General features: G+C 48.6%; 20 protein-coding genes and 2 pseudogenes. 3 read left to right on the plus strand and 19 right to left on the minus strand.

The features are described from left to right. Nucleotides 1–4 precede the first annotated feature (4 nt). The 19 genes and pseudogenes from VDP81_RS03820 to VDP81_RS15330 all read right to left on the minus strand — a co-directional run bounded on the left by VDP81_RS03820 (nucleotide 5) and on the right by VDP81_RS15330 (nucleotide 15,529). Nucleotides 5–913 (minus strand): DapH/DapD/GlmU-related protein, encoded by a 909-nt coding sequence (locus tag VDP81_RS03820; RefSeq protein WP_323011593.1) that lies wholly within the window; start codon nucleotides 911–913, stop codon nucleotides 5–7. Next, complete coding sequence (pseG, locus tag VDP81_RS03825) at nucleotides 913–1,995, minus strand: UDP-2,4-diacetamido-2,4,6-trideoxy-beta-L-altropyranose hydrolase (protein ID WP_323011594.1); 1,083 nt, start codon at nucleotides 1,993–1,995, stop codon at nucleotides 913–915. Before pseG ends, VDP81_RS03820 begins: the two co-directional genes overlap by 1 nt. Before the next feature lie 9 nt (nucleotides 1,996–2,004). Further along, on the minus strand, nucleotides 2,005–2,691 hold the full coding sequence (gene pseF / locus VDP81_RS03830; RefSeq protein WP_323011595.1) for a pseudaminic acid cytidylyltransferase: 687 nt from the start codon (nucleotides 2,689–2,691) through the stop codon (nucleotides 2,005–2,007). A gap of 2 nt (nucleotides 2,692–2,693) precedes the next feature. After that, nucleotides 2,694–3,860 carry a UDP-4-amino-4,6-dideoxy-N-acetyl-beta-L-altrosamine transaminase gene (pseC, locus tag VDP81_RS03835; protein ID WP_323012388.1) on the minus strand — a complete coding sequence of 389 codons (1,167 nt, stop codon included), beginning with the start codon at nucleotides 3,858–3,860 and terminating at the stop codon, nucleotides 2,694–2,696. 1 nt (nucleotide 3,861) lies between these two features. Then, nucleotides 3,862–4,860, minus strand: a complete 999-nt coding sequence (gene pseB / locus VDP81_RS03840; protein ID WP_323011596.1) for a UDP-N-acetylglucosamine 4,6-dehydratase (inverting) — start codon at nucleotides 4,858–4,860, stop codon at nucleotides 3,862–3,864. Between the two features lie 20 nt (nucleotides 4,861–4,880). After that, nucleotides 4,881–5,810, minus strand: coding sequence for a methyltransferase domain-containing protein (locus VDP81_RS03845; RefSeq protein WP_323011597.1), 930 nt, complete (start codon nucleotides 5,808–5,810; stop codon nucleotides 4,881–4,883). A gap of 23 nt (nucleotides 5,811–5,833) precedes the next feature. Beyond that, the gene (locus VDP81_RS03850) at nucleotides 5,834–7,870 is read right to left on the minus strand and encodes a hypothetical protein (protein WP_323011598.1); all 2,037 of its coding nucleotides are present in this window, start codon (nucleotides 7,868–7,870) and stop codon (nucleotides 5,834–5,836) included. A gap of 71 nt (nucleotides 7,871–7,941) precedes the next feature. Then, nucleotides 7,942–8,565: a UDP-3-O-(3-hydroxymyristoyl)glucosamine N-acyltransferase gene (locus VDP81_RS03855; protein ID WP_323011599.1), complete on the minus strand. Its 624-nt coding sequence runs from the start codon at nucleotides 8,563–8,565 to the stop codon at nucleotides 7,942–7,944. Beyond that, nucleotides 8,555–9,328 (minus strand): RHO alpha subunit C-terminal catalytic domain-containing protein, encoded by a 774-nt coding sequence (locus tag VDP81_RS03860; RefSeq protein ID WP_323011600.1) that lies wholly within the window; start codon nucleotides 9,326–9,328, stop codon nucleotides 8,555–8,557. The genes VDP81_RS03855 and VDP81_RS03860 overlap by 11 nt, the downstream gene beginning before the upstream one ends. Nucleotides 9,329–9,426: 98 nt before the next feature. Further along, a pseudogene (locus tag VDP81_RS03865) lies at nucleotides 9,427–9,693 on the minus strand (Rieske 2Fe-2S domain-containing protein); the annotation flags it as partial. Nucleotides 9,694–9,724: 31 nt separating this feature from the next. Next, a complete protein-coding gene (locus VDP81_RS03870; RefSeq protein WP_323011601.1) occupies nucleotides 9,725–10,366 on the minus strand; it encodes a NeuD/PglB/VioB family sugar acetyltransferase in 642 nt (213 codons plus the stop codon). After that, entirely contained in the window at nucleotides 10,366–11,109 is a 744-nt protein-coding gene (locus tag VDP81_RS03875) for an SDR family oxidoreductase (RefSeq protein ID WP_323011602.1), read from the minus strand. Before VDP81_RS03875 ends, VDP81_RS03870 begins: the two co-directional genes overlap by 1 nt. Next, nucleotides 11,106–11,870, minus strand: coding sequence for an SDR family oxidoreductase (locus VDP81_RS03880; protein ID WP_323011603.1), 765 nt, complete (start codon nucleotides 11,868–11,870; stop codon nucleotides 11,106–11,108). Before VDP81_RS03880 ends, VDP81_RS03875 begins: the two co-directional genes overlap by 4 nt. Beyond that, on the minus strand, nucleotides 11,867–12,919 hold the full coding sequence (locus VDP81_RS03885) for a ketoacyl-ACP synthase III (protein WP_323011604.1): 1,053 nt from the start codon (nucleotides 12,917–12,919) through the stop codon (nucleotides 11,867–11,869). Before VDP81_RS03885 ends, VDP81_RS03880 begins: the two co-directional genes overlap by 4 nt. 2 nt (nucleotides 12,920–12,921) lie before the next feature. Further along, nucleotides 12,922–13,149, minus strand: coding sequence for an acyl carrier protein (locus tag VDP81_RS03890; protein ID WP_323011605.1), 228 nt, complete (start codon nucleotides 13,147–13,149; stop codon nucleotides 12,922–12,924). 41 nt (nucleotides 13,150–13,190) lie between these two features. Next, nucleotides 13,191–14,336 carry a DegT/DnrJ/EryC1/StrS family aminotransferase gene (locus VDP81_RS03895; RefSeq protein WP_323011606.1) on the minus strand — a complete coding sequence of 382 codons (1,146 nt, stop codon included), beginning with the start codon at nucleotides 14,334–14,336 and terminating at the stop codon, nucleotides 13,191–13,193. A gap of 371 nt (nucleotides 14,337–14,707) precedes the next feature. Then, nucleotides 14,708–14,920 carry a hypothetical protein gene (locus VDP81_RS03900; protein WP_323011607.1) on the minus strand — a complete coding sequence of 71 codons (213 nt, stop codon included), beginning with the start codon at nucleotides 14,918–14,920 and terminating at the stop codon, nucleotides 14,708–14,710. 12 nt (nucleotides 14,921–14,932) lie between these two features. After that, nucleotides 14,933–15,025: pseudogene (locus VDP81_RS15325) on the minus strand (integrase core domain-containing protein); the annotation flags it as partial. A 330-nt stretch (nucleotides 15,026–15,355) separates the two neighbouring features. Further along, on the minus strand, nucleotides 15,356–15,529 hold the full coding sequence (locus tag VDP81_RS15330; RefSeq protein WP_416233251.1) for a hypothetical protein: 174 nt from the start codon (nucleotides 15,527–15,529) through the stop codon (nucleotides 15,356–15,358). Between the two features lie 371 nt (nucleotides 15,530–15,900). Here VDP81_RS15330 and VDP81_RS03910 point away from each other — a divergent pair, with 371 nt between their 5' ends. The 3 genes from VDP81_RS03910 (at nucleotide 15,901) to VDP81_RS03920 (ending at nucleotide 17,318) form a co-directional block, all read left to right on the plus strand. Next, the gene (locus tag VDP81_RS03910) at nucleotides 15,901–16,206 is read left to right on the plus strand and encodes a hypothetical protein (RefSeq protein ID WP_323011608.1); all 306 of its coding nucleotides are present in this window, start codon (nucleotides 15,901–15,903) and stop codon (nucleotides 16,204–16,206) included. A gap of 15 nt (nucleotides 16,207–16,221) precedes the next feature. Further along, on the plus strand, nucleotides 16,222–16,767 hold the full coding sequence (locus VDP81_RS03915) for a nucleotidyl transferase AbiEii/AbiGii toxin family protein (RefSeq protein ID WP_323011609.1): 546 nt from the start codon (nucleotides 16,222–16,224) through the stop codon (nucleotides 16,765–16,767). A gap of 236 nt (nucleotides 16,768–17,003) precedes the next feature. Continuing rightward, the gene (locus VDP81_RS03920; protein ID WP_323012389.1) at nucleotides 17,004–17,318 is read left to right on the plus strand and encodes a helix-turn-helix transcriptional regulator; all 315 of its coding nucleotides are present in this window, start codon (nucleotides 17,004–17,006) and stop codon (nucleotides 17,316–17,318) included. The last annotated feature ends 39 nt before the right edge of the window (nucleotides 17,319–17,357 follow it).

The following is a 17,357-nucleotide window of genomic DNA, read 5'->3' on the forward strand; positions in this document are numbered from 1 at the left end:
CCTATTAATAATTCTGATTATTATTTTTTATTTTACGCAAATTTCTCAAAAACCCCAACATATGAATTTTATGATTTACGGCAAAATTTCCCGAAACAGCCTCTCCATCACTGACATGGTCTATAACAACAGATCCAGCCATCAAGTTTGCATTGCTTCCTATGCGAATATTTTCTTTGACTACCACATGAGTACCGAGAAATGAGTTATTTCCAATAACAGAACGCCTAGCCACTACACACTGATTTGAAATCACCACGCCCATCCCAACCTTGGCTTCATGCCCAATGATAGCACCCAAGCCTATCAGGGACCCATCACCTATTTCAGTAAAATCAGTATCATGTATCGACCTGACGGCCACGGAATTCGCCATCATTGTCACATGATCGCCAATACGCACATATCCTGCATGATTGATGGGAACTATTCTGTTGCTCAACCTTGAATAAAGAATGCCATCCACACCAAGCTTGACCCCTGGACCTATTTGCACATTTGATCCAATTTCAACCCCGTCTGTGATCACCACATGTTCAGCAATTGAAACATTATCACCTATACGGCACCCAGGAGAAATCACTGCAGTCGAATGAATTCGACAATTTTCACCCACCCCCGGATCAAAGGGAAGCCTATAATTACCCGCATTGATGAACTTCTGGTGAATAGCATAAAACATATCACGCGGATTTTCCGCCACCAGCAAACCAGGAATTTTTGCTGCAACTTCAGCCAGGCTGGGGGTTGTTATCAAGGCAGCGATATTTGGATTCTCTACAGCAATGAGGACATATTTTAATTTATCCGCATATACAAGCAGTCCTGCTGATAATGAATCCACATATCCCAAACGAGAAAATTCAAAATCACGGATACATAAGGCATCAGGAACAATACTCGAAAGTCTCATTACAACATCCCCACCATATAATCACCAATGCTTATTTTATGATTAGGCATTAGCTTTTCTTGGCTTTTCCGCATGGCTTTTAATTCACCAACATCCTGGCGAAAACCCTCCAGCCGGGAACGTAAAGAACCGGGCAATTTTCCTGTGAATGCCCCCAGATACACAGCCCCACCGCAAAGATCCATATTCTTTGCCAGATCAACTTGGTTATCTGCGATGCTTATTATCAGCATTGGCACTCTTAATGCACACAACTCCCAAACAGTCGTTCCCCCTGCAGTAATCGCCAAATCTGCCTGCTCCATGAGCACTGCCACATTGTCTGGTTGTACATGCAGCTTGACCGAAGCAGAATCTGTATATCTATGTTTAATTTTTGCGATATGAGGATTTTCCTTCCCCAGGAGCACATCGATAACCACAGTCGATCCAAAAAGTTTGGAGAGCATATCCACCACAGCCAGCGTTGCATTTGGCTTGTCTATACCACCAAAAGAAACAAAAAATCTTTCCATTTTTTTGATTTTCTTATCTTCTGTAATTTTCTGAATGACAGAAAACTCAGGGCGCAACAAGGCATATTCTGGCCCTGCTAATATGCGACATTCAGAAGGAACAAGCTTACTCCATCGCGCAAGTCCTTCAGGAGAATAGGTCTGATCGAGCAGCAGGTCACAAACATGGCTTCGGTTGGCATAACCGTCAATCACCATAAGTTTCATGCCAGAAATCTCTTGTTTAAGCAAGCTTTCCCACCGCCAATCAATGCTGTGATGATCAACTACAACCCAACAGGCTGTTTCATCTCGCAAAAATCCTGCTGTCGATAAGGCATCTTCATGAAAGCTTTCTCCAAGAAAAGAGTCCACATCCAAGTTGCATGAACCACCCACCTGCATAGGTAGAGCGAATACTTGATACCCAGCAGCTACGATTGAATCAATCATGTGTCCCACATGGGCACGACAGATAAAATAAACAATCGCCCCACGGGCCCTCAGCTGATCAGCCAACACTAAACACCGCATGACATGACCTGTTCCGATATCAATAGAGGCATCGACGCGGATGAACACTTTCATGGGGAAGTCTTACCTATCCATTATCTTGAACATTTTTTCCGCCCTGATCCAATCCTCCTGGGTATCTATATCTTGCACTCTATAGCTAGGCAAAACTAATGGGACAGAATGATTGGAAAAAGCCGACAAATTATCTAAAAAAGCGTCTGTTTTGCCCCAATAAAATTGCCCGGCGTCATGATACGCCGCCTCCAAATCCTGAGATCTAGTGGTGCGAAACTCAGGATTAAACATGGCAACCCGTCCGTTTTGGCAAATCTTTAATGCTCTCTGCACAGGTGCCTGAAAGGCAGCGATTGTAAAGACAAATTCACAATCGGACGCAACCAACATATCAAACCCATCTTTAAGATCTTGGGCTGTAGCAAAAGGCGCTGTCGCATACAAGCAGCAAACATAGTCTGGCTTTTTATATATGGACTCGATCTGCTTAATAGCATGATTAATTATCGGCCGAGTGGTTGTGAAGTCATCCGATAACTCTGCAGGCCGCATAAATGGCACATCCGCGCCATAATTTCTTGCTATTTCAGCGATTTTCAGATCCTCAGTTGAAACGACCACATGATCAAACAGCCCAGAACGGATAGCAGAATCAATGGACCAGGCAATCATCGGCTTACCACAAAAATCCCTTATGTTCTTATAAGGGATTCGCTTACTGCCGCCACGCGCTGGGATAATTGCTACGTTCATGTTTAGCTGAGTTCCAATATTGATTGACGAACAGCCTCGCAGACAAAGTCTTGTTGAGATTCGGAAAGTGTGGCATACATCGGCAAGCTGATTGCTTCGCAATAATAGCTTTCCGCTTCTGGAAAGTCGCCTACCTTGAATCCCATCTTTTGATAGAACGGCTGTGTATGCACAGGAATATAGTGCAGATTCACACCTACGCCCTGCTTTCTCAGCGATTCAAAGACATCATTGTGCGCATTCTTCAAGCGATCGGATTGCAATCTAATCACATACAAATGCAGTCCAGAATAGCCATCCGAACTCTGCCACGGGGTTGTAATCGGCAAATCAAAAAATTGTTCTGAATAGCGTCGTGCCAACACATGACGACGCGCCACATAGTCATCCAGTCGCTGCACCTGACTAACGCCCAGGGCCGCTTGAAGCTCTGTCATGCGGTAGTTGAACCCCAAAGCCACTTGCTGGTAATACCAAGAACCATCAGGTTCATGAGTCATCAAATCAGGATCGCGGGTAACACCATGACTGCGCAATAATGCCATGCGTGTGGCGATTGTCGAATCATTGGTCACAGCCATTCCACCTTCTGCTGTTGTGATGATTTTCACCGGATGAAAGCTGAACACTGTAATGTCACTATAGCGACTATTACCGATATATTCATCCTTATATTTCCCACCAATAGCGTGCGAAGCATCTTCAATGATCTTAAAACCATAACGCTGAGATAAGTGGTGGATCACAGCCATATTACAAGGCTGCCCGCACAAATGAACAGGAATGACAATTTTCGGTAAGCACCCATTTTTCTCTGCAAGCTCAAGCTTATACGCTAACGCAGCAGGGTCCATATTATAAGTACGCCGATCTATGTCTACAAAATCCACCTTTGCCCCGCAGTATAAGGCGCAGTTGGCTGTAGCAACAAAGGTAATGGGCGTCGTCCATAGCCAATCGCCCGGCCCCAAGCCAAGAGCGAGACACGCAATATGCAAAGCCGATGTGGCACTATTAGTCGCGACGGCATGCTGCGCCCCTACCTTTTTCATTACAGCCTGTTCAAACTCAGGAACCTTCGGTCCCTGGGTTAAGAAATCAGATCTGAGAACCGCCACGACCGCATCAATATCAGCTTGATTGATATCTTGACGACCATATGGGATCATCTTAGACTTTACCGATTCTCTCACCATTTTCATCGATCCATGCTTGCAGGGCTTCGGGTGGCATCCATTCAGGATTAGAGTCACTGGCATACACAAAGCCTTCTGGCACCTTTATCCCATTTTTGATGCGTTCCATTGAACTGCCCCACCCATTGATAGCAGGCAAAATCTTATAATAATCCTGATATTCATAGGTATAGTGAGAATCCTCGGTACCAATCATCTGCTCGTGCAGTTTTTCGCCTGGGCGAATACCAATAATTTTCTGTTCTGCATGCGGTGCAATCACGCGTGCCAGGTCAGTGACTTTCATCGAGGGGATCTTCTTGACATAAATCTCGCCTCCTTCCATGTCTTCGAATGCATGCCAAACCAACTCTACGCCCTGTTCCAGAGAAATCATAAAGCGAGTCATACGGCTATCCGTGATAGGTAGCTCTCCTTTTTCACGAATCGACATAAAAAAAGGAATTACAGAGCCACGTGATCCCATGACATTTCCATACCGGACAACAGAAAACCGGGTACCATGAGCACCTGCATACGAATTCCCTGCCACAAACAGTTTGTCAGAGGCCAGCTTAGTCGCCCCATACAGATTGATCGGACTGCTGGCTTTGTCCGTTGATAAGGCCACGACACGCTTTACACCTTGATCGATACAGGCATCAATCAAATTCATCGCCCCGATGATGTTTGTCTTTATGCATTCAAATGGGTTGTATTCAGCTGTCGGTACAATTTTTGTCGCAGCAGCATGCACTACAAAATCAACACCATCCAGAGCTCGATGAAGGCGATCTTTGTCACGCACATCCCCAATAAAAAACCGTACGCGAGGATCATCACCATATAGCTTGGCCATTTCCCATTGCTTCATTTCATCCCTAGAAAGAATAATGAGACGCTTTGGGTTATAGCAAGCCAACGTCATTGGCACAAACGAGTGTCCAAATGACCCAGTGCCACCAGTAATTAGAATGGATTTTTCTTTAAGCATGTGCTTTCATTGATGAGTTTTTATGACTCAGAAATTTTTGTCCCATACGACGATGCCAAGATCGCATTATTTCGACATAGCAATGGGATACCACCCACGATCGGATAGATCAAACCAGTTTCCCGTGCCGCAAAAACACCTTCTATAAAATCAAGGGGTGCATGTGTCAGAGGGCAACGCCACACTGTCTGAGAAGGGTTTTGTTCGTGCAATTTTTCAAGCAGAAGCACTCCACTAGGATTCAGTGGATTGAAGCAATAATCCAGCAAGCGGTAATCCAAGATTACACACCCCAGATCCTCGGCAGATTTTTTCAGATTGCGTACATATCCATGACTTCGCATTCGCGCCTGCGCAGCCGCACTTCCCAGTTCATAAATTGGCTCAATAAGAACCACGAACCGGCGAGCCACCCTCAGGAGTTCACGGATCGCCTCAAGCTCGCGACCACCGTTTGGTTCTAATGAATGGGACGTATAAACTATATCTATGCTGCTGTCCGCTAAAGGGATATGAAAAAGATCAGCAACAAACAATTCAGCACATTGACCCATTTGCTTCAGCCAGCCAAGCCCATGGGCGCATCTAGACCAACTGATATCAAACCCAAATGCAGAAATCTGGGGCAGAGAAAGGTGTGCTAACACACCAGATAGGGTGGTCGCCTCGCCAACACCGACTTCTAGCACTGAACCACCTGATTCTTGTAAGTGGGGCGACAATAAATCTGCAATCTGTGATACCCAACGAGCCTTTCCTTCCGGATTTGCACGCGCCAGCTTGACATAGCTTCCAGCTTGCAAGTCATAAGCAATCTGTGTGGCAATGAGTAGATTATCATCGCGCCCAAGAAAACTTCGCGCATACTCCATCGCATTGTCGCCACGAAAGAAAGCAGCACGCATGCCTTCCAACAATTGACGCATCTTGGCTGCATCGGCATCCGCCATGTGAAGATCCGGCTGCTCCACTTCTATGCTCCCTTCTCTGTACGAACCAAGGATTCATCGTGCATGAACTCCAGTGGAAGATTGGGCGATACTGTTATTTTCGCCAATATTCTGCCACCTTTTTCAAAATGGTGCCTGGCCACAAGAAACGCCTTGCGTATATTATCCAGTGCGCAATCTGTTGGATTCGTGCTGATCTCTGGCGAGAAAAAATAACCAGATTTTGAATAATCCAGATCCACGCCACCCACATAAACCTTTGAATAGCCCATATAATAAGCGAACTGGATAGCATCAAGCACAACCGTCCAACCTCCGAATAGCATGACAGTCGGATCATAGGAAAAATTCTCCTCGCTGTCATGCATATCTACACCAGGGGATTCTCGACATTCATAGTGAATAATATTTTGATCTTCAATATCATTTGGTCTGTTTTTATGAATAATTTTATAAACAGAATTCCGGAAGAATTTTTTCCCCGCCTGAACCTCGATGATATCATCAAGAAACATTTGAGCGCCAATCAGGTCGGCCCAAAAATAATATTTTGGCCGAAAATCAATACCTGATTTTTCAATCTCAAAAGCACGGTTGCACCAAAATGACTCGCGTGCCATCAAATCAGAAACATCAAAGCCTCTTAATGAAGGACCATTACCCAATATATAAGCTGTCTGTCCTATCTTGCTGTTTTTCAGTTTTTCTATCTCAGCAACTGACACACTTTGATTTTCTTTATTCGGAGTATTGCTGGTTATCATGCGAGCCTGTTGTCTCACTAGGTCATCGACACGTTCCCGCAACAACCCGCCACCAGAACGCTCAAAGATCGCGAGAGGAACTGTGCGTTGCCACGTCAATGCTTTTTCGTAATCCCCCCAGAGTTCCAGTGTTTCTCGACCGCAACGATGACTTAGTGCAGATAAGCGAGCTACTCTTGGAAGTTGGGCGGATGGTGTCAATAAGCAGTGCCAAAAACCAGGTGCAATAAAATCCTGGAAATGAATCTGCGAGTACGCATCTGCAGCCGATATGCCATCGCCATCCAGCGATACCTCCGATGGCACCATTTGGTGCACATTCTTTCTATCGAACCAAATCGCCTCCTGGAGAGCCGGGGCCGACAGACCAGCTAGAATAAAATTCTCATGAGCGCTCAGTACCTGATAAATACTCTGAGGGCATGGGTCCACCTGCAGCCCCAGCGCTTTGGACAATTCTGACCGAGCTTGCGCCGCAACAGTTTCGACGTTTTCTTCTGGTTTGAGATTCATCCCCCAATCGGCCAGATACAGCACTCGGTGCCCTCTCGCTAATTCATACAGTCGTTCGGCGTAATCCGTGCATTGCAGGTAGCGACCTTGACGAGTCCACAGAGCAGAATCCAACCGATGCTGGCCGACATAGATAAAGGCATCTTCCAAGTCAAAGTAGTAGCACAGATTTTCTGCTCTCCTGCCGCGATGGATGCCCATATTGGCGGCCAGTAGAGCAGCTTCCAATCGCAGCTCCTCTTTAGATACTTGATTATCTACGATACGCGTACGCAAGGTTTCATCGTTAGTGTGCAGTGCAATGTAGACATCTTGCCCAAACCGCAACGGGGAATTCCGAAAATCCAGGAATATGACCCCCCTTTCAGAACAAGCTTGTTTCATCCAAGGGGGCAGGTCGAACGACATTACGAGACTATTTTGGGGAATATATTCAAATAAATAATCCAGGGCTTTACCATTGACTCGATAATAGGTAGCATTCCATAGTGGCATGCCCTCTGGGCATCCTGCCACAGCCAGTTCCCGAAACTGTGCAACATCGAAGCCAGCCCACTTATTGTTGGCAAGTTTCTGCCCACTGAAATTCTGCTGTTCTTGTTGGCGTTTAATATGAAAATCTTTTCTCAGACTAAAAGAGGATATCTCTATACCACAGCCCTGTCGTATCGGTTCTCGGATTAAATTTAAAAACCCACTGCTCATCGAAGGTTGCCCACCGACATAGCGGGCCTTGTACTCATGGAGCAGTTCCGGAAGATAAATGACTTGTGAAAAACTCATGCTCGGGACCGTAGGTTAGGAAACACAGGGATGCATTCAGCTAAAACGACCGGACTCGATCATGGAACCCATCAGCCCGCATAAACGTAAATAGGTTCATCATACCGGGGATCAAAGAAGGTATTACTGAGCACGTCCTGCTCGTACATACGCGGCCATCCTAATTCGCAGCCTCTCCCTATGGTTACCTGGCTGCGAATCGCTGCGCCCATCCTCAGAATGCAATATGCGCCGATTTCGACGCCCGAATCAAGCTGCACACCGCTTTCCAGCCAACACGATGATTTGACCCGGCTGTTTGGGCCGATGATGACGCCGGCATGGATAATTGTATTGAAATCAACTCGGCAACCATGCCCTATGGTCGCATTCGGGCCAATGAACACGTTCATGCCAATGATTGCATCTTCGGCTACGACTGCACTAGGAGAGATCAGTGTATCCAGTCGAAACCCACGCACCATCAATGCCCGCATCAGCTCCATACGTTTCATGTTGCCGAAACTCTCATCAAAAGCAACGAACGCGGTACCGCTGTCGGGTGCCAACGCATCCAATGCCGCCGAATCGAATTCATCGTCATCAGTCTGAGGCACGATGATTTTCTCCACTTGATCACCGGGATATGCTTGTTTGCAGGCGTGAAAGATCACGTCCAGACAATCACCAGCACCCACAATCCATCTAGATTTCATGATCGGTCTCCATCAGCGTGGTGTACCAGCGCTCGATCTGACGATTGGTGCTTTCATACGCCCCCTGGGTCGGTACCGGGGCATCAATATGCAGCCCTGCTTGTACTGCCTCCAGCATGCCAATGTCTTCACTCAGGATTTTTTTGCCATAATGCATATGTGCCAGCAGCACCTGAGGAGAAAAGGCATAGCTCTTTCTTTTGCGAGCCGTCATGAAGAAAAGCTCCACGTCGGTTTTTCCTGGGGAAACTGGCACATGATTCTCGATTGCAAAGGAATATCCACCATTACCGCAAGCAATATGAAGATTCGGATACGCCAGCCAATTGAAATAGGCGTCGGTATCGCCCCAGCGCTCAACCATGTTCATCCAAGGCTCACGTTTAACCGGGTCGATCTTTCCCTCGGGACCGCCGTAGCTGAACGTGCGCATTTCCCGACGCAGCGCTGCAGGCGAACAGTCCTGTAATGGCGCCTCCGCCACATCTACATCAGCTGCCCCAAACGGGAAATTAGCAATCTTCACCAGACTCTTGGCATGCAGGTATTTGATGTGATTGAAATCACGCAAGTTTTCGTAAATCAGCTTCCAGTTGAATTTGGCATGCCAGGTGGTCATGATGACCTCTGTGTCGTATGCCTCGGCGCTGCTCTTGAGCAAAGCGATGAACCCAGGCGGGAACTGATCCTCGAGCGGCAACGGCTCAGGTGCAAGATTGATGAACAGCAGCCCACCCAGCTCGACCAGCGCAAAATTGCGCAATTTGAGAGATTTTTTTCTGTATCACCGATGCGATAGATGGCATCGCAATCCGGTATTTTTTTGACACAGCCACTGCTGTCGTAGCTCCAGGCATGATAGGGGCACACCAGCGGACGCGTTCCCGTAAACCCTTGCTGTAACGGGGCGCTGCGATGCAGACAGACGTTTTCAAATGCCCGCAACTCACCGTTGAAGTTTTGGATAACCACAGGAATCCCTACGATTTTCCGTGTAATGAACGAATTGTGCTTGGGCAAGAATGATTTCAGACCCGCAAATACCCAGGCTTTACGAAAGATTTTGCTCTGCTCTCGATCAAAAATTTCCTGTGACAGATAGTACTTGGGGTGCATCCGTGAACGCATGGTGGTCCTCAGTAACACAATGAGCGGCTATTCAGAAAATCACTCGAGCCGGGTTGCCGAACACAGTCACCCCTGGCGGTACATCCTTAACCACTACCGCCCCAGCCCCCACCGTTGCCCCCTCGCCCACAGTGATATGTGGGATAATCGTGGCATGCGGATGGACGATGGCATAGTCACCAATTCGTGCCCCGCCACCAATAAACACCATGGCACCAATCTGCGCATAATGTCCGATACGCACATCATGGCCAATAATCGTGCCGCTGTGAAAATTAGCGAAATCGCCTACCCAGACATCAGGGCTGAACTGCACTCGAGGAGCCCAGAAGCAGCCTGTTCCTAAATGCACCCCTTTGCTGAGATAACCTTCTGAGTTGAATGGCGTGTAAATATGAATGAATTCACCGCCCTTTTCAAGAATGGGCACTGCGTACTGTGCACGCCCCTTCGGTAGGCCCACCGCACAAACAAAGGCCTCGCCCGCCTGTGGCTGATGGATCAAAGGATCGCCCACAATCGAAACCCCACAGTCGATACCGTCCAACATATGCGCCCGCGTATCCAGAAAGCCCGCAATAGACCAGTCTTTGCCGTAAGCTGATGCAGTGCGCATCTGGATCAGTACCTCACGGCCCCAACCACCAGCGCCAATGATGTAAACCTTTTTCATCAAATCACCGCCCCACCATCCATGACCAGACTGGTGCCGGTGACCCAGCGGCTGGCGTCAGACAGCATATATACGACGCCGTTGGCCACATCATCCGGCGTGCCCAACCCTAGCGGGTGACGAGCCTTTTGTTCTTCGAGCAAACCCGGGTGCATAGCCCTCATGGGCGTGACGATGGTCGAGGGTGAAATGCCATTGACGCGTATCTTGCGCTCGGCCTGCTCCAACGCCAGACACTTGATCATACCCACCAGCCCTGCCTTCATGGCAGAATAGGGTCCAAGACCCCGCGTCCCAACATGAGCAGCGGTGGACAGCATGAAGACGATCGAACCCTGCTGCACCACGGCATCAGCCTGGAGCAGGCGCTGAGTCAACATCACTGGTGCCAGAAAATTGACCTGATACATCTCGCTCATAAGCGATTCATCCAGTTGGTGCACGAGACAGTGACTTTTCAGACCTGCACAATGAACCACGCCGTTCAATACCCCAGCAGTCTGAACCAGGCGGTCCCGGTCACCCTTTTGTGTCAGATCGGCCACCACCTGCACATGCCCGCCACCCGGCAGATCAGCATAAGTCGCCTGCAAGCGTTCGGCATTCCGCCCAGTGATGACCAAACACGCACCACGACGGGCCAGTGTTATGGCGACATGCCGACCCAGATCTGATGACGCACCGGTGACCAGCACGGTTTTTCCTGCAACAGAAAAGGGATAGTGTTGTGTTGTGTCACTCATGCGTAGATATCCATAGGCGTGCTTAAACCGCCATCCAGAATAAAATAATTGCGTGTGACCCAGCGACTGGCATCTGACAAGTAGAACACTGCAGTACTGGCAACATCTTCCGGTTCTCCCATACCCAGGGGGGTCAACGCAAATAATTCATCCATACTACCGCCCCCCTGCCCCAGACCGTCCAGCATCGGTGTCTGCACATAGCCTGGAGCAATGCAGTTGGCGCGTATGCCTTGCTTGGCGACCTCCAGCGCCAACGAGCGCATAGCCCCCAGCAATGCTGATTTGCTTGCAGCATAAGCCGAGGTCGCCAACGCGCCACTGTGTGATGCCAGCGCTGCAATGAACAGAATTGACCCCCCAGGGGCGATCTGTTTTTTTGCCAATAACCCCTTGGTCAGCAGCATGGGCGCGTAGGTATTGGCCGAAAAAATCACATCAAGATGTTTCTGGTTAATCTGCCTGAACGGCACCAGCTTTGAAATACCAGCAGCATGCGCCACGCCATCAAGCACACCAGCTTGTTCTACCAAGTGATCAAGGCCCTCTGGCAACGCCAGATCAGCAGCCACCACAAGGTGACTGCTACCACACAAAGCATCCGCAGTAGCCTGCAAGCGTTCTAGGTTACGGCCTGTTATCACCAGCTGTGCGCCCATTTGTGCGCAAGTCAAGGCAATCTGCTTGCCAATGCCGGAGGACGCACCTGTTACCAGAATGCGCTTGCCAGTCAGACAAAACGGATCATCTTGCCCAGTCATGCTTCAATCAATTCCGGGAAACAAGCAGACTCGATGTCTACAATAGCAGAGCCCCAAGACAGGCCCACTCCAAAGCCGCAAAACAGCAGACGTTTTTTTCCGGTCGCCAACGCATCCCTCAGTCTGACAGACACCGTGACTGGCAAAGAAGCACCACTAGTATTACCAAATTCACGCAAACTAGAGGGAACCTTATCTTCTGATAGCTTTAATTTCTTGCGAATGGTTTCATTAATCATACGATTGGCTTGATGAAAGATAAAATAATCAACTTCATCTTTAGAAACACCCGAATACTCTAAGAGATATTCCACTGCAGGTGGGACACGCTGCGTAGAAAACCCAAGTATCGCGGGGCCATCCAGAATCAAATCAAGATCTGATCGCCAAAAACCATCTTCTCCCTTGTGAGCAAGGGTATGCTCGAGCTGAATAGGGTTACGGTGCCCACCAACCGGAACAATGATGGCTTTGTAACCACTACCGTCGCTATTGAGATCAAAATACATCGGTGGAGCACCTTCCTGATACTCCAATGCAGTTGCCGTACCAGCATCTGAAAACAGCGGGTCTTTTAGCGAATCCCGGTGCTTGTAGCTGGACCGATCACCCAGCAGGATCAGGCCTTTTTTAATAGCACCTGACGAAATCAGACTACCTAAAACCTGCAAAGCAAACGGATAAGCCGAACATCCCAAATTAATATCAAATGCCATTGTGGAATGGGCCAGCCCTAACCGATCCTGTAAGATGATAGAGGTAGCAGGGACCGGATAATCTGGTGACTGAGTGACCACAATCAATGCACCAACTTCATCGCGTGACCACTCTAATTCATCCAGCAGTTTTTCTGCAGCATCGTATGCCAGATCCGAAAAACACTGCCAAGTCGGGCAAACCCGGCGTGTTTCGATGCCAATATTCCTTACTAAGCGTTCGCGCTCTGAACGCAAATGAGGGGGCGCATCGTGCACATTGTGCACTATTTGCTTAGGCACGCAGGTTGCCATACCTGCGAAACGCACATTGGATAATTTAGAGGATGCCATAGCTATGCAATCGCTAATTGATGAAGTTCAGCAATGGTAGTGACTTTAGACAAATCATCCCCAGAGATGGTTTTATCATATTCAGTATCAAACATCACAATAACTCCCAACGTGGCAAGCGAATCCCATTCTGGAAAATCCACAAACACAGAATCAGGCGCGACCGGAACGGGCTCTTGGAAATCTACCGCAATAATAAATTTTTCAATAAAATCTTCGATATTGTTCATGATTGCTCCCGCTAGCGTAATTTTAAATTAATAAATAAAAATCAATCTGTAGCATCGACAGCTAGCCGAACAGCGGCAACAACCCGATCAATTTCTGCAGATGTCATATATGGTGAAAATGGCAACCCAATCAAACCAGAGGCAATCGCTTCAGCGACAGGCGTGACCTGCCTGATCATTTGAATAAAATCAGAATTCTGATGAAGCAAAGGCTGATACCAGCGTCGGGTCGCAATTTTTTGATGTTGGCAGACTCGCTCTAGGCACTGGCGCGCTTCTGCCTTCATGCGTACACACAGCATGGTCGGTGCAGTGACAGGAACACCTGCTTGCCATTGTAAGGCATCCCCACAAGCAAGCTCAAGCGATTGCCGGTATGGACGATAGACGTCCTGACGTCGCTGAACTTGCATATCCCATTGATCCAGGCTGGCGTGAGCCACAGCAGCGTGATATTCAGATAGTTTGGCATTACTACCTACAAAAGACAGATGCCCGACAGGGAAACCTACATTAGCATCCAAATTAATGCCAAAGTTACTAAGCTGTTTAATGTGAGCATTAAGATCGGCGTCGCCACTGACAACCATACCGCCTTCGCCAGCAGCCAGGGCCTTGGTAGCATGCATGCTGTAAACAACAGGAATATCAGGTGATTCCACCCACTGACTACCAAATGCGCCTGCTGCGTCAATGAGTACACGCAGACCAGTGCTACTTTGCAAATCACTCCAAGAGTGGGTATCCAATGGCTGCCCAAAAGCAGCAACTGCAAGCACTGCCTGTGCCCCGGATTTTGAGGCAACTTCCATTGCAACTTCTGGCGTAATCAACCAACTATTAGGATCAATATCCGCAACCACAGGAATATGACCCGCGCGTATGATTGCCGTCAGAGACGCTACAAAAGTCAACGCAGGCACAACGACTTTACTTTTAGGCGGCAAACCTAGGCTACTAAGCGCCAACTCTAACCCCTGTGTTGCATTGCTAACGGTCGTAACGTGCAACGAGTGCGAGGTATGTTGTTGGAATAGCGCTGCCAAACGAGATTCAAGCGCAGTATTGAGTGGTCCAAAATTTGAATACTGTCGACTACTATCAATTTGTTCCAGATACGGCATAATCGCCATCCTGTCAGGCAGCAAAGGCGTTAACAAAGGAATAGCGATTTGTTGCTGATTCATGTGAACCTCAAGTTGCGACTATGCATAAGTAACGCATAAAGGGAAAGGCAAAAAAAGAGAATATTTTTAAAACCACTCGTTATAGTCATTTAATTTCAAGACTAACAGCACACAAGCTATAAAACTTCGAGGCCGATCCCTTTGAGCCTATGGCGACATACCCTATCTACGGCTCTCACCGGAAGGTCTTTAGGTATTCGTCATTGGCCTACTTCAGGGCATCCACCCCCTGGGTAAAGCATAATAAACAACAATGCTCGACATATCAGTGGGATGTGCCACTGAGACCCCAAGTTCCTGCCGGGAAGATTGAACCACTAAAGCAGATCCCAAAGCCAGCCTTCCCAGACCATTTCTTGAATAAATAAAAATCATTGCACCCACGACGGAGGTGCTGTCCCAGCCACGGGCGAGGCATACAGCACGGGATCGTAGTAGGCAAAGCAGAAATGTTGACGCAGTCGAAAACGGCAAGCATCCACCAGGCTGTCCAACTGTTTCATGACATCAAGCAAATCCAGAGCATATTGATAGACGCAGATGACCATCTTCAGGAACGTCAGGTTTTCCAACTCGTCAGCCATCTGGACGGGAGTGAGCCCACCCAGGGATTCATGCGGTCGTTCGTTGTTGTAAGTCCAGAGCCATTCAGTGGCATCATCTTGGGCCTCTTGCAGGCTGGCAAACAGGTTTTTGGTCGGTCAATCATAGCGTACGGTCCTGTTGTAGCGTTCGATGCAAGTGTTTTTCACGGGTTACCCGGCTGGGTATGGATCAACGTGATACGCCACCTGGCAGTCCAATCCAGCAGGATTTTGCCCACATGTTCCGGCTCGTTGTCACACCGAATGGAATCGGGCGGTCCGCGCCAAAGAGCTCGATAGTCTGTTCCTGCCCAAATTGGATAGCCTCGAAGACATTCGCCGCTACAAGAACAGCGCCCAGCAGCAATGGGACGCGCTAATGTCCACGACCGCCCCCACAGCCATGGCCAGACGCAAACGGTGACGCACAACCATTCATTTTTCACCTACTTGGGAAACATCCCCCAAATCGGCCATGCCCTGTCGGGCCTGCTTGTCGGCATACACGCGCCGGTCCACGTCCTTAAGCACGGCCTTCGGCGAACTGACAACCGGATCGACACTGACAACACCCTGGCTGGCGACGAAATAGGACGGAATTTTGAGCAAGCGAGCAATGCCAAGCGAATGGCCGACACCGTGTCATCCGATAGATTGTTCATGTAAATACGGCCATAGCCCAGGTCGTCGGATAAGGCATTCATGAAGCCGCCCATAGTGGTAGCAGCTCTCGCTGATGCCCAACGTCGTGCAAACAATACGGATGCTGACCTGCCGCTGCCCCAGGACTTGCCGCGCCGTCTCTTTGCGTCGAGACGGCCCTACCATTTTTTTGCGATGACCTCCCGGGCGATCTCCGCCTTGCTGCGGTTCAAAGGGATGATCATAGAAAGCACAAGTCCTTGAAAAACAACAATCTTAAGTTAAACTAGAGACATTGAATCCCTATTCAAGGCGCTTTCCATTGAGATAATTTCAACATGAAAAATGACCTGCCCGGCTTGCTTGTTGGCCACCTAAACGCACCGTACGGCCCAATCCTTACTGTAGAAAGCTTGCGTCTGGCGGTTGCCGATGGCTCATGCCGGGCCATCGGCATCCCTGAAGATCAACAAGCGCTGCTCGCTCCGATGTTTGTTGAATGCGCACCTGCGCTGATTGGGCGGGCCTGCATCCATCTAGGGTTTGATATTCGACACGCTCATGCGCTGTATCTTGAATGGCTCGCGCATGGGGGCCAAAAGGTAGGACGTTGGGAAGATGCCATGCGTGATCTATTGGTGTAGAAAAATGAAATCGCAATGACATTTCAGACAAAGCTCTCTCCTGCTCAGATGCAGGCACATATAGATCATGGTTCCTGGCGCAAGCTGGCTTCCATCGCACAAGAAATAACAGAGTCCGCTAGAAAAATTGGAGGATCCTTTTTTTCCCCTGTAATGGGTGGCGGCACTCGTCTTATGCTTGAGATTGCCCACCGGGTAAGTGACGATATCGATCTCTTCATCGACTCACCCAACTGGCTTGGTTACGTATCACCTCGTCTAAACGAGGATTTCGAGGATAGCCTAAGATCCTATTCAGAGGAATCAAGTTACGTTAAGTGGCAATTTGATGAAGGGGAAATCGACTTTATTGTCGGCTCCAGGCTGCTGAATACCGATCTGGATATGCAGAATGGTCTTGTAAAATTTCCGCTAGAGTCGATTGCAGAAGTATTGGCCAAGAAATTGTTCTATCGTGGCTGGGCAATTACACCCCGCGACGTGTTCGATTGGTGCATGATTGAACGACTTGCACCTCTGCCCGAAGACACCAAAGCCCTAAAAACCAACAATCTGAGATGAAGGCAGATCAGACTGACTGAATCCGTCTGCCAGCGCGGCCTAGATGCCCAGCGCCAGCGGAAACAGTCGATACAACTTAGTCATACTGCGGTCCCTCCAACAGACGTATCCTTTCATCAAGCAGGGGCTACGCTGAAGCTTAAAAGGATGCTGGCTGGCGACACTTAGCTAAGGCTTACAGCAATTCCATTATTTTGTGTACTATATAGACAATAACCCAATAAATACACATTATGTTGGATTTATCACTCAGCAAGCCAAACGAAATCGTGAAACGACTGTGCGAACGCCTGCGCACAGAACGACTGGTGCGGCAGATGACGCAGGCCGATGTGGCTGGCCGCGCCGGCATCGGCGTCAATACCGTGTCCAACCTCGAAGCCGGGCGCAATGTTGGGTTCGATAATGTCGTCCGCGTGGCGATAGTTCTTGGCCGCGCCAAAGAACTCGACAATCTGTTTCTGCCCAAACTGGATAGCCTTGAAGACATTCGTCGCTACAAAAATAGCGTCCGGCGGCAACGCACTAAAAAGAAATCTAGCGATGCTTGAACAATACAAACAGCGGCTTCCGCATGCAATCCTGAACCC

Source organism: Castellaniella sp. (assembly GCF_034675845.1).
Lineage (GTDB): Bacteria > Pseudomonadota > Gammaproteobacteria > Burkholderiales > Burkholderiaceae_B > Castellaniella.

Coding starts and splice junctions, on each gene's coding strand:
- VDP81_RS03880 (WP_323011603.1), bottom strand. CDS start 11,870: ATGACTGGGCAAGATGATCCGTTTTGTCTGACTGGCAAGCGCATTCTG.
- VDP81_RS03820 (WP_323011593.1), bottom strand. CDS start 913: ATGAGACTTTCGAGTATTGTTCCTGATGCCTTATGTATCCGTGATTTT.
- pseG (WP_323011594.1), bottom strand. CDS start 1,995: ATGAAAGTGTTCATCCGCGTCGATGCCTCTATTGATATCGGAACAGGT.
- VDP81_RS03915 (WP_323011609.1), top strand. CDS start 16,222: ATGACATTTCAGACAAAGCTCTCTCCTGCTCAGATGCAGGCACATATA.
- VDP81_RS03890 (WP_323011605.1), bottom strand. CDS start 13,149: ATGAACAATATCGAAGATTTTATTGAAAAATTTATTATTGCGGTAGAT.
- VDP81_RS03850 (WP_323011598.1), bottom strand. CDS start 7,870: ATGAGTTTTTCACAAGTCATTTATCTTCCGGAACTGCTCCATGAGTAC.
- VDP81_RS03845 (WP_323011597.1), bottom strand. CDS start 5,810: ATGGCGGATGCCGATGCAGCCAAGATGCGTCAATTGTTGGAAGGCATG.
- VDP81_RS03855 (WP_323011599.1), bottom strand. CDS start 8,565: ATGAAATCTAGATGGATTGTGGGTGCTGGTGATTGTCTGGACGTGATC.
- pseC (WP_323012388.1), bottom strand. CDS start 3,860: ATGATCCCATATGGTCGTCAAGATATCAATCAAGCTGATATTGATGCG.
- VDP81_RS03885 (WP_323011604.1), bottom strand. CDS start 12,919: ATGGCATCCTCTAAATTATCCAATGTGCGTTTCGCAGGTATGGCAACC.
- VDP81_RS03900 (WP_323011607.1), bottom strand. CDS start 14,920: ATGGCTGACGAGTTGGAAAACCTGACGTTCCTGAAGATGGTCATCTGC.
- VDP81_RS03910 (WP_323011608.1), top strand. CDS start 15,901: ATGAAAAATGACCTGCCCGGCTTGCTTGTTGGCCACCTAAACGCACCG.
- VDP81_RS03895 (WP_323011606.1), bottom strand. CDS start 14,336: ATGAATCAGCAACAAATCGCTATTCCTTTGTTAACGCCTTTGCTGCCT.
- pseF (WP_323011595.1), bottom strand. CDS start 2,691: ATGAACGTAGCAATTATCCCAGCGCGTGGCGGCAGTAAGCGAATCCCT.
- VDP81_RS03870 (WP_323011601.1), bottom strand. CDS start 10,366: ATGAAAAAGGTTTACATCATTGGCGCTGGTGGTTGGGGCCGTGAGGTA.
- VDP81_RS03875 (WP_323011602.1), bottom strand. CDS start 11,109: ATGAGTGACACAACACAACACTATCCCTTTTCTGTTGCAGGAAAAACC.
- pseB (WP_323011596.1), bottom strand. CDS start 4,860: ATGCTTAAAGAAAAATCCATTCTAATTACTGGTGGCACTGGGTCATTT.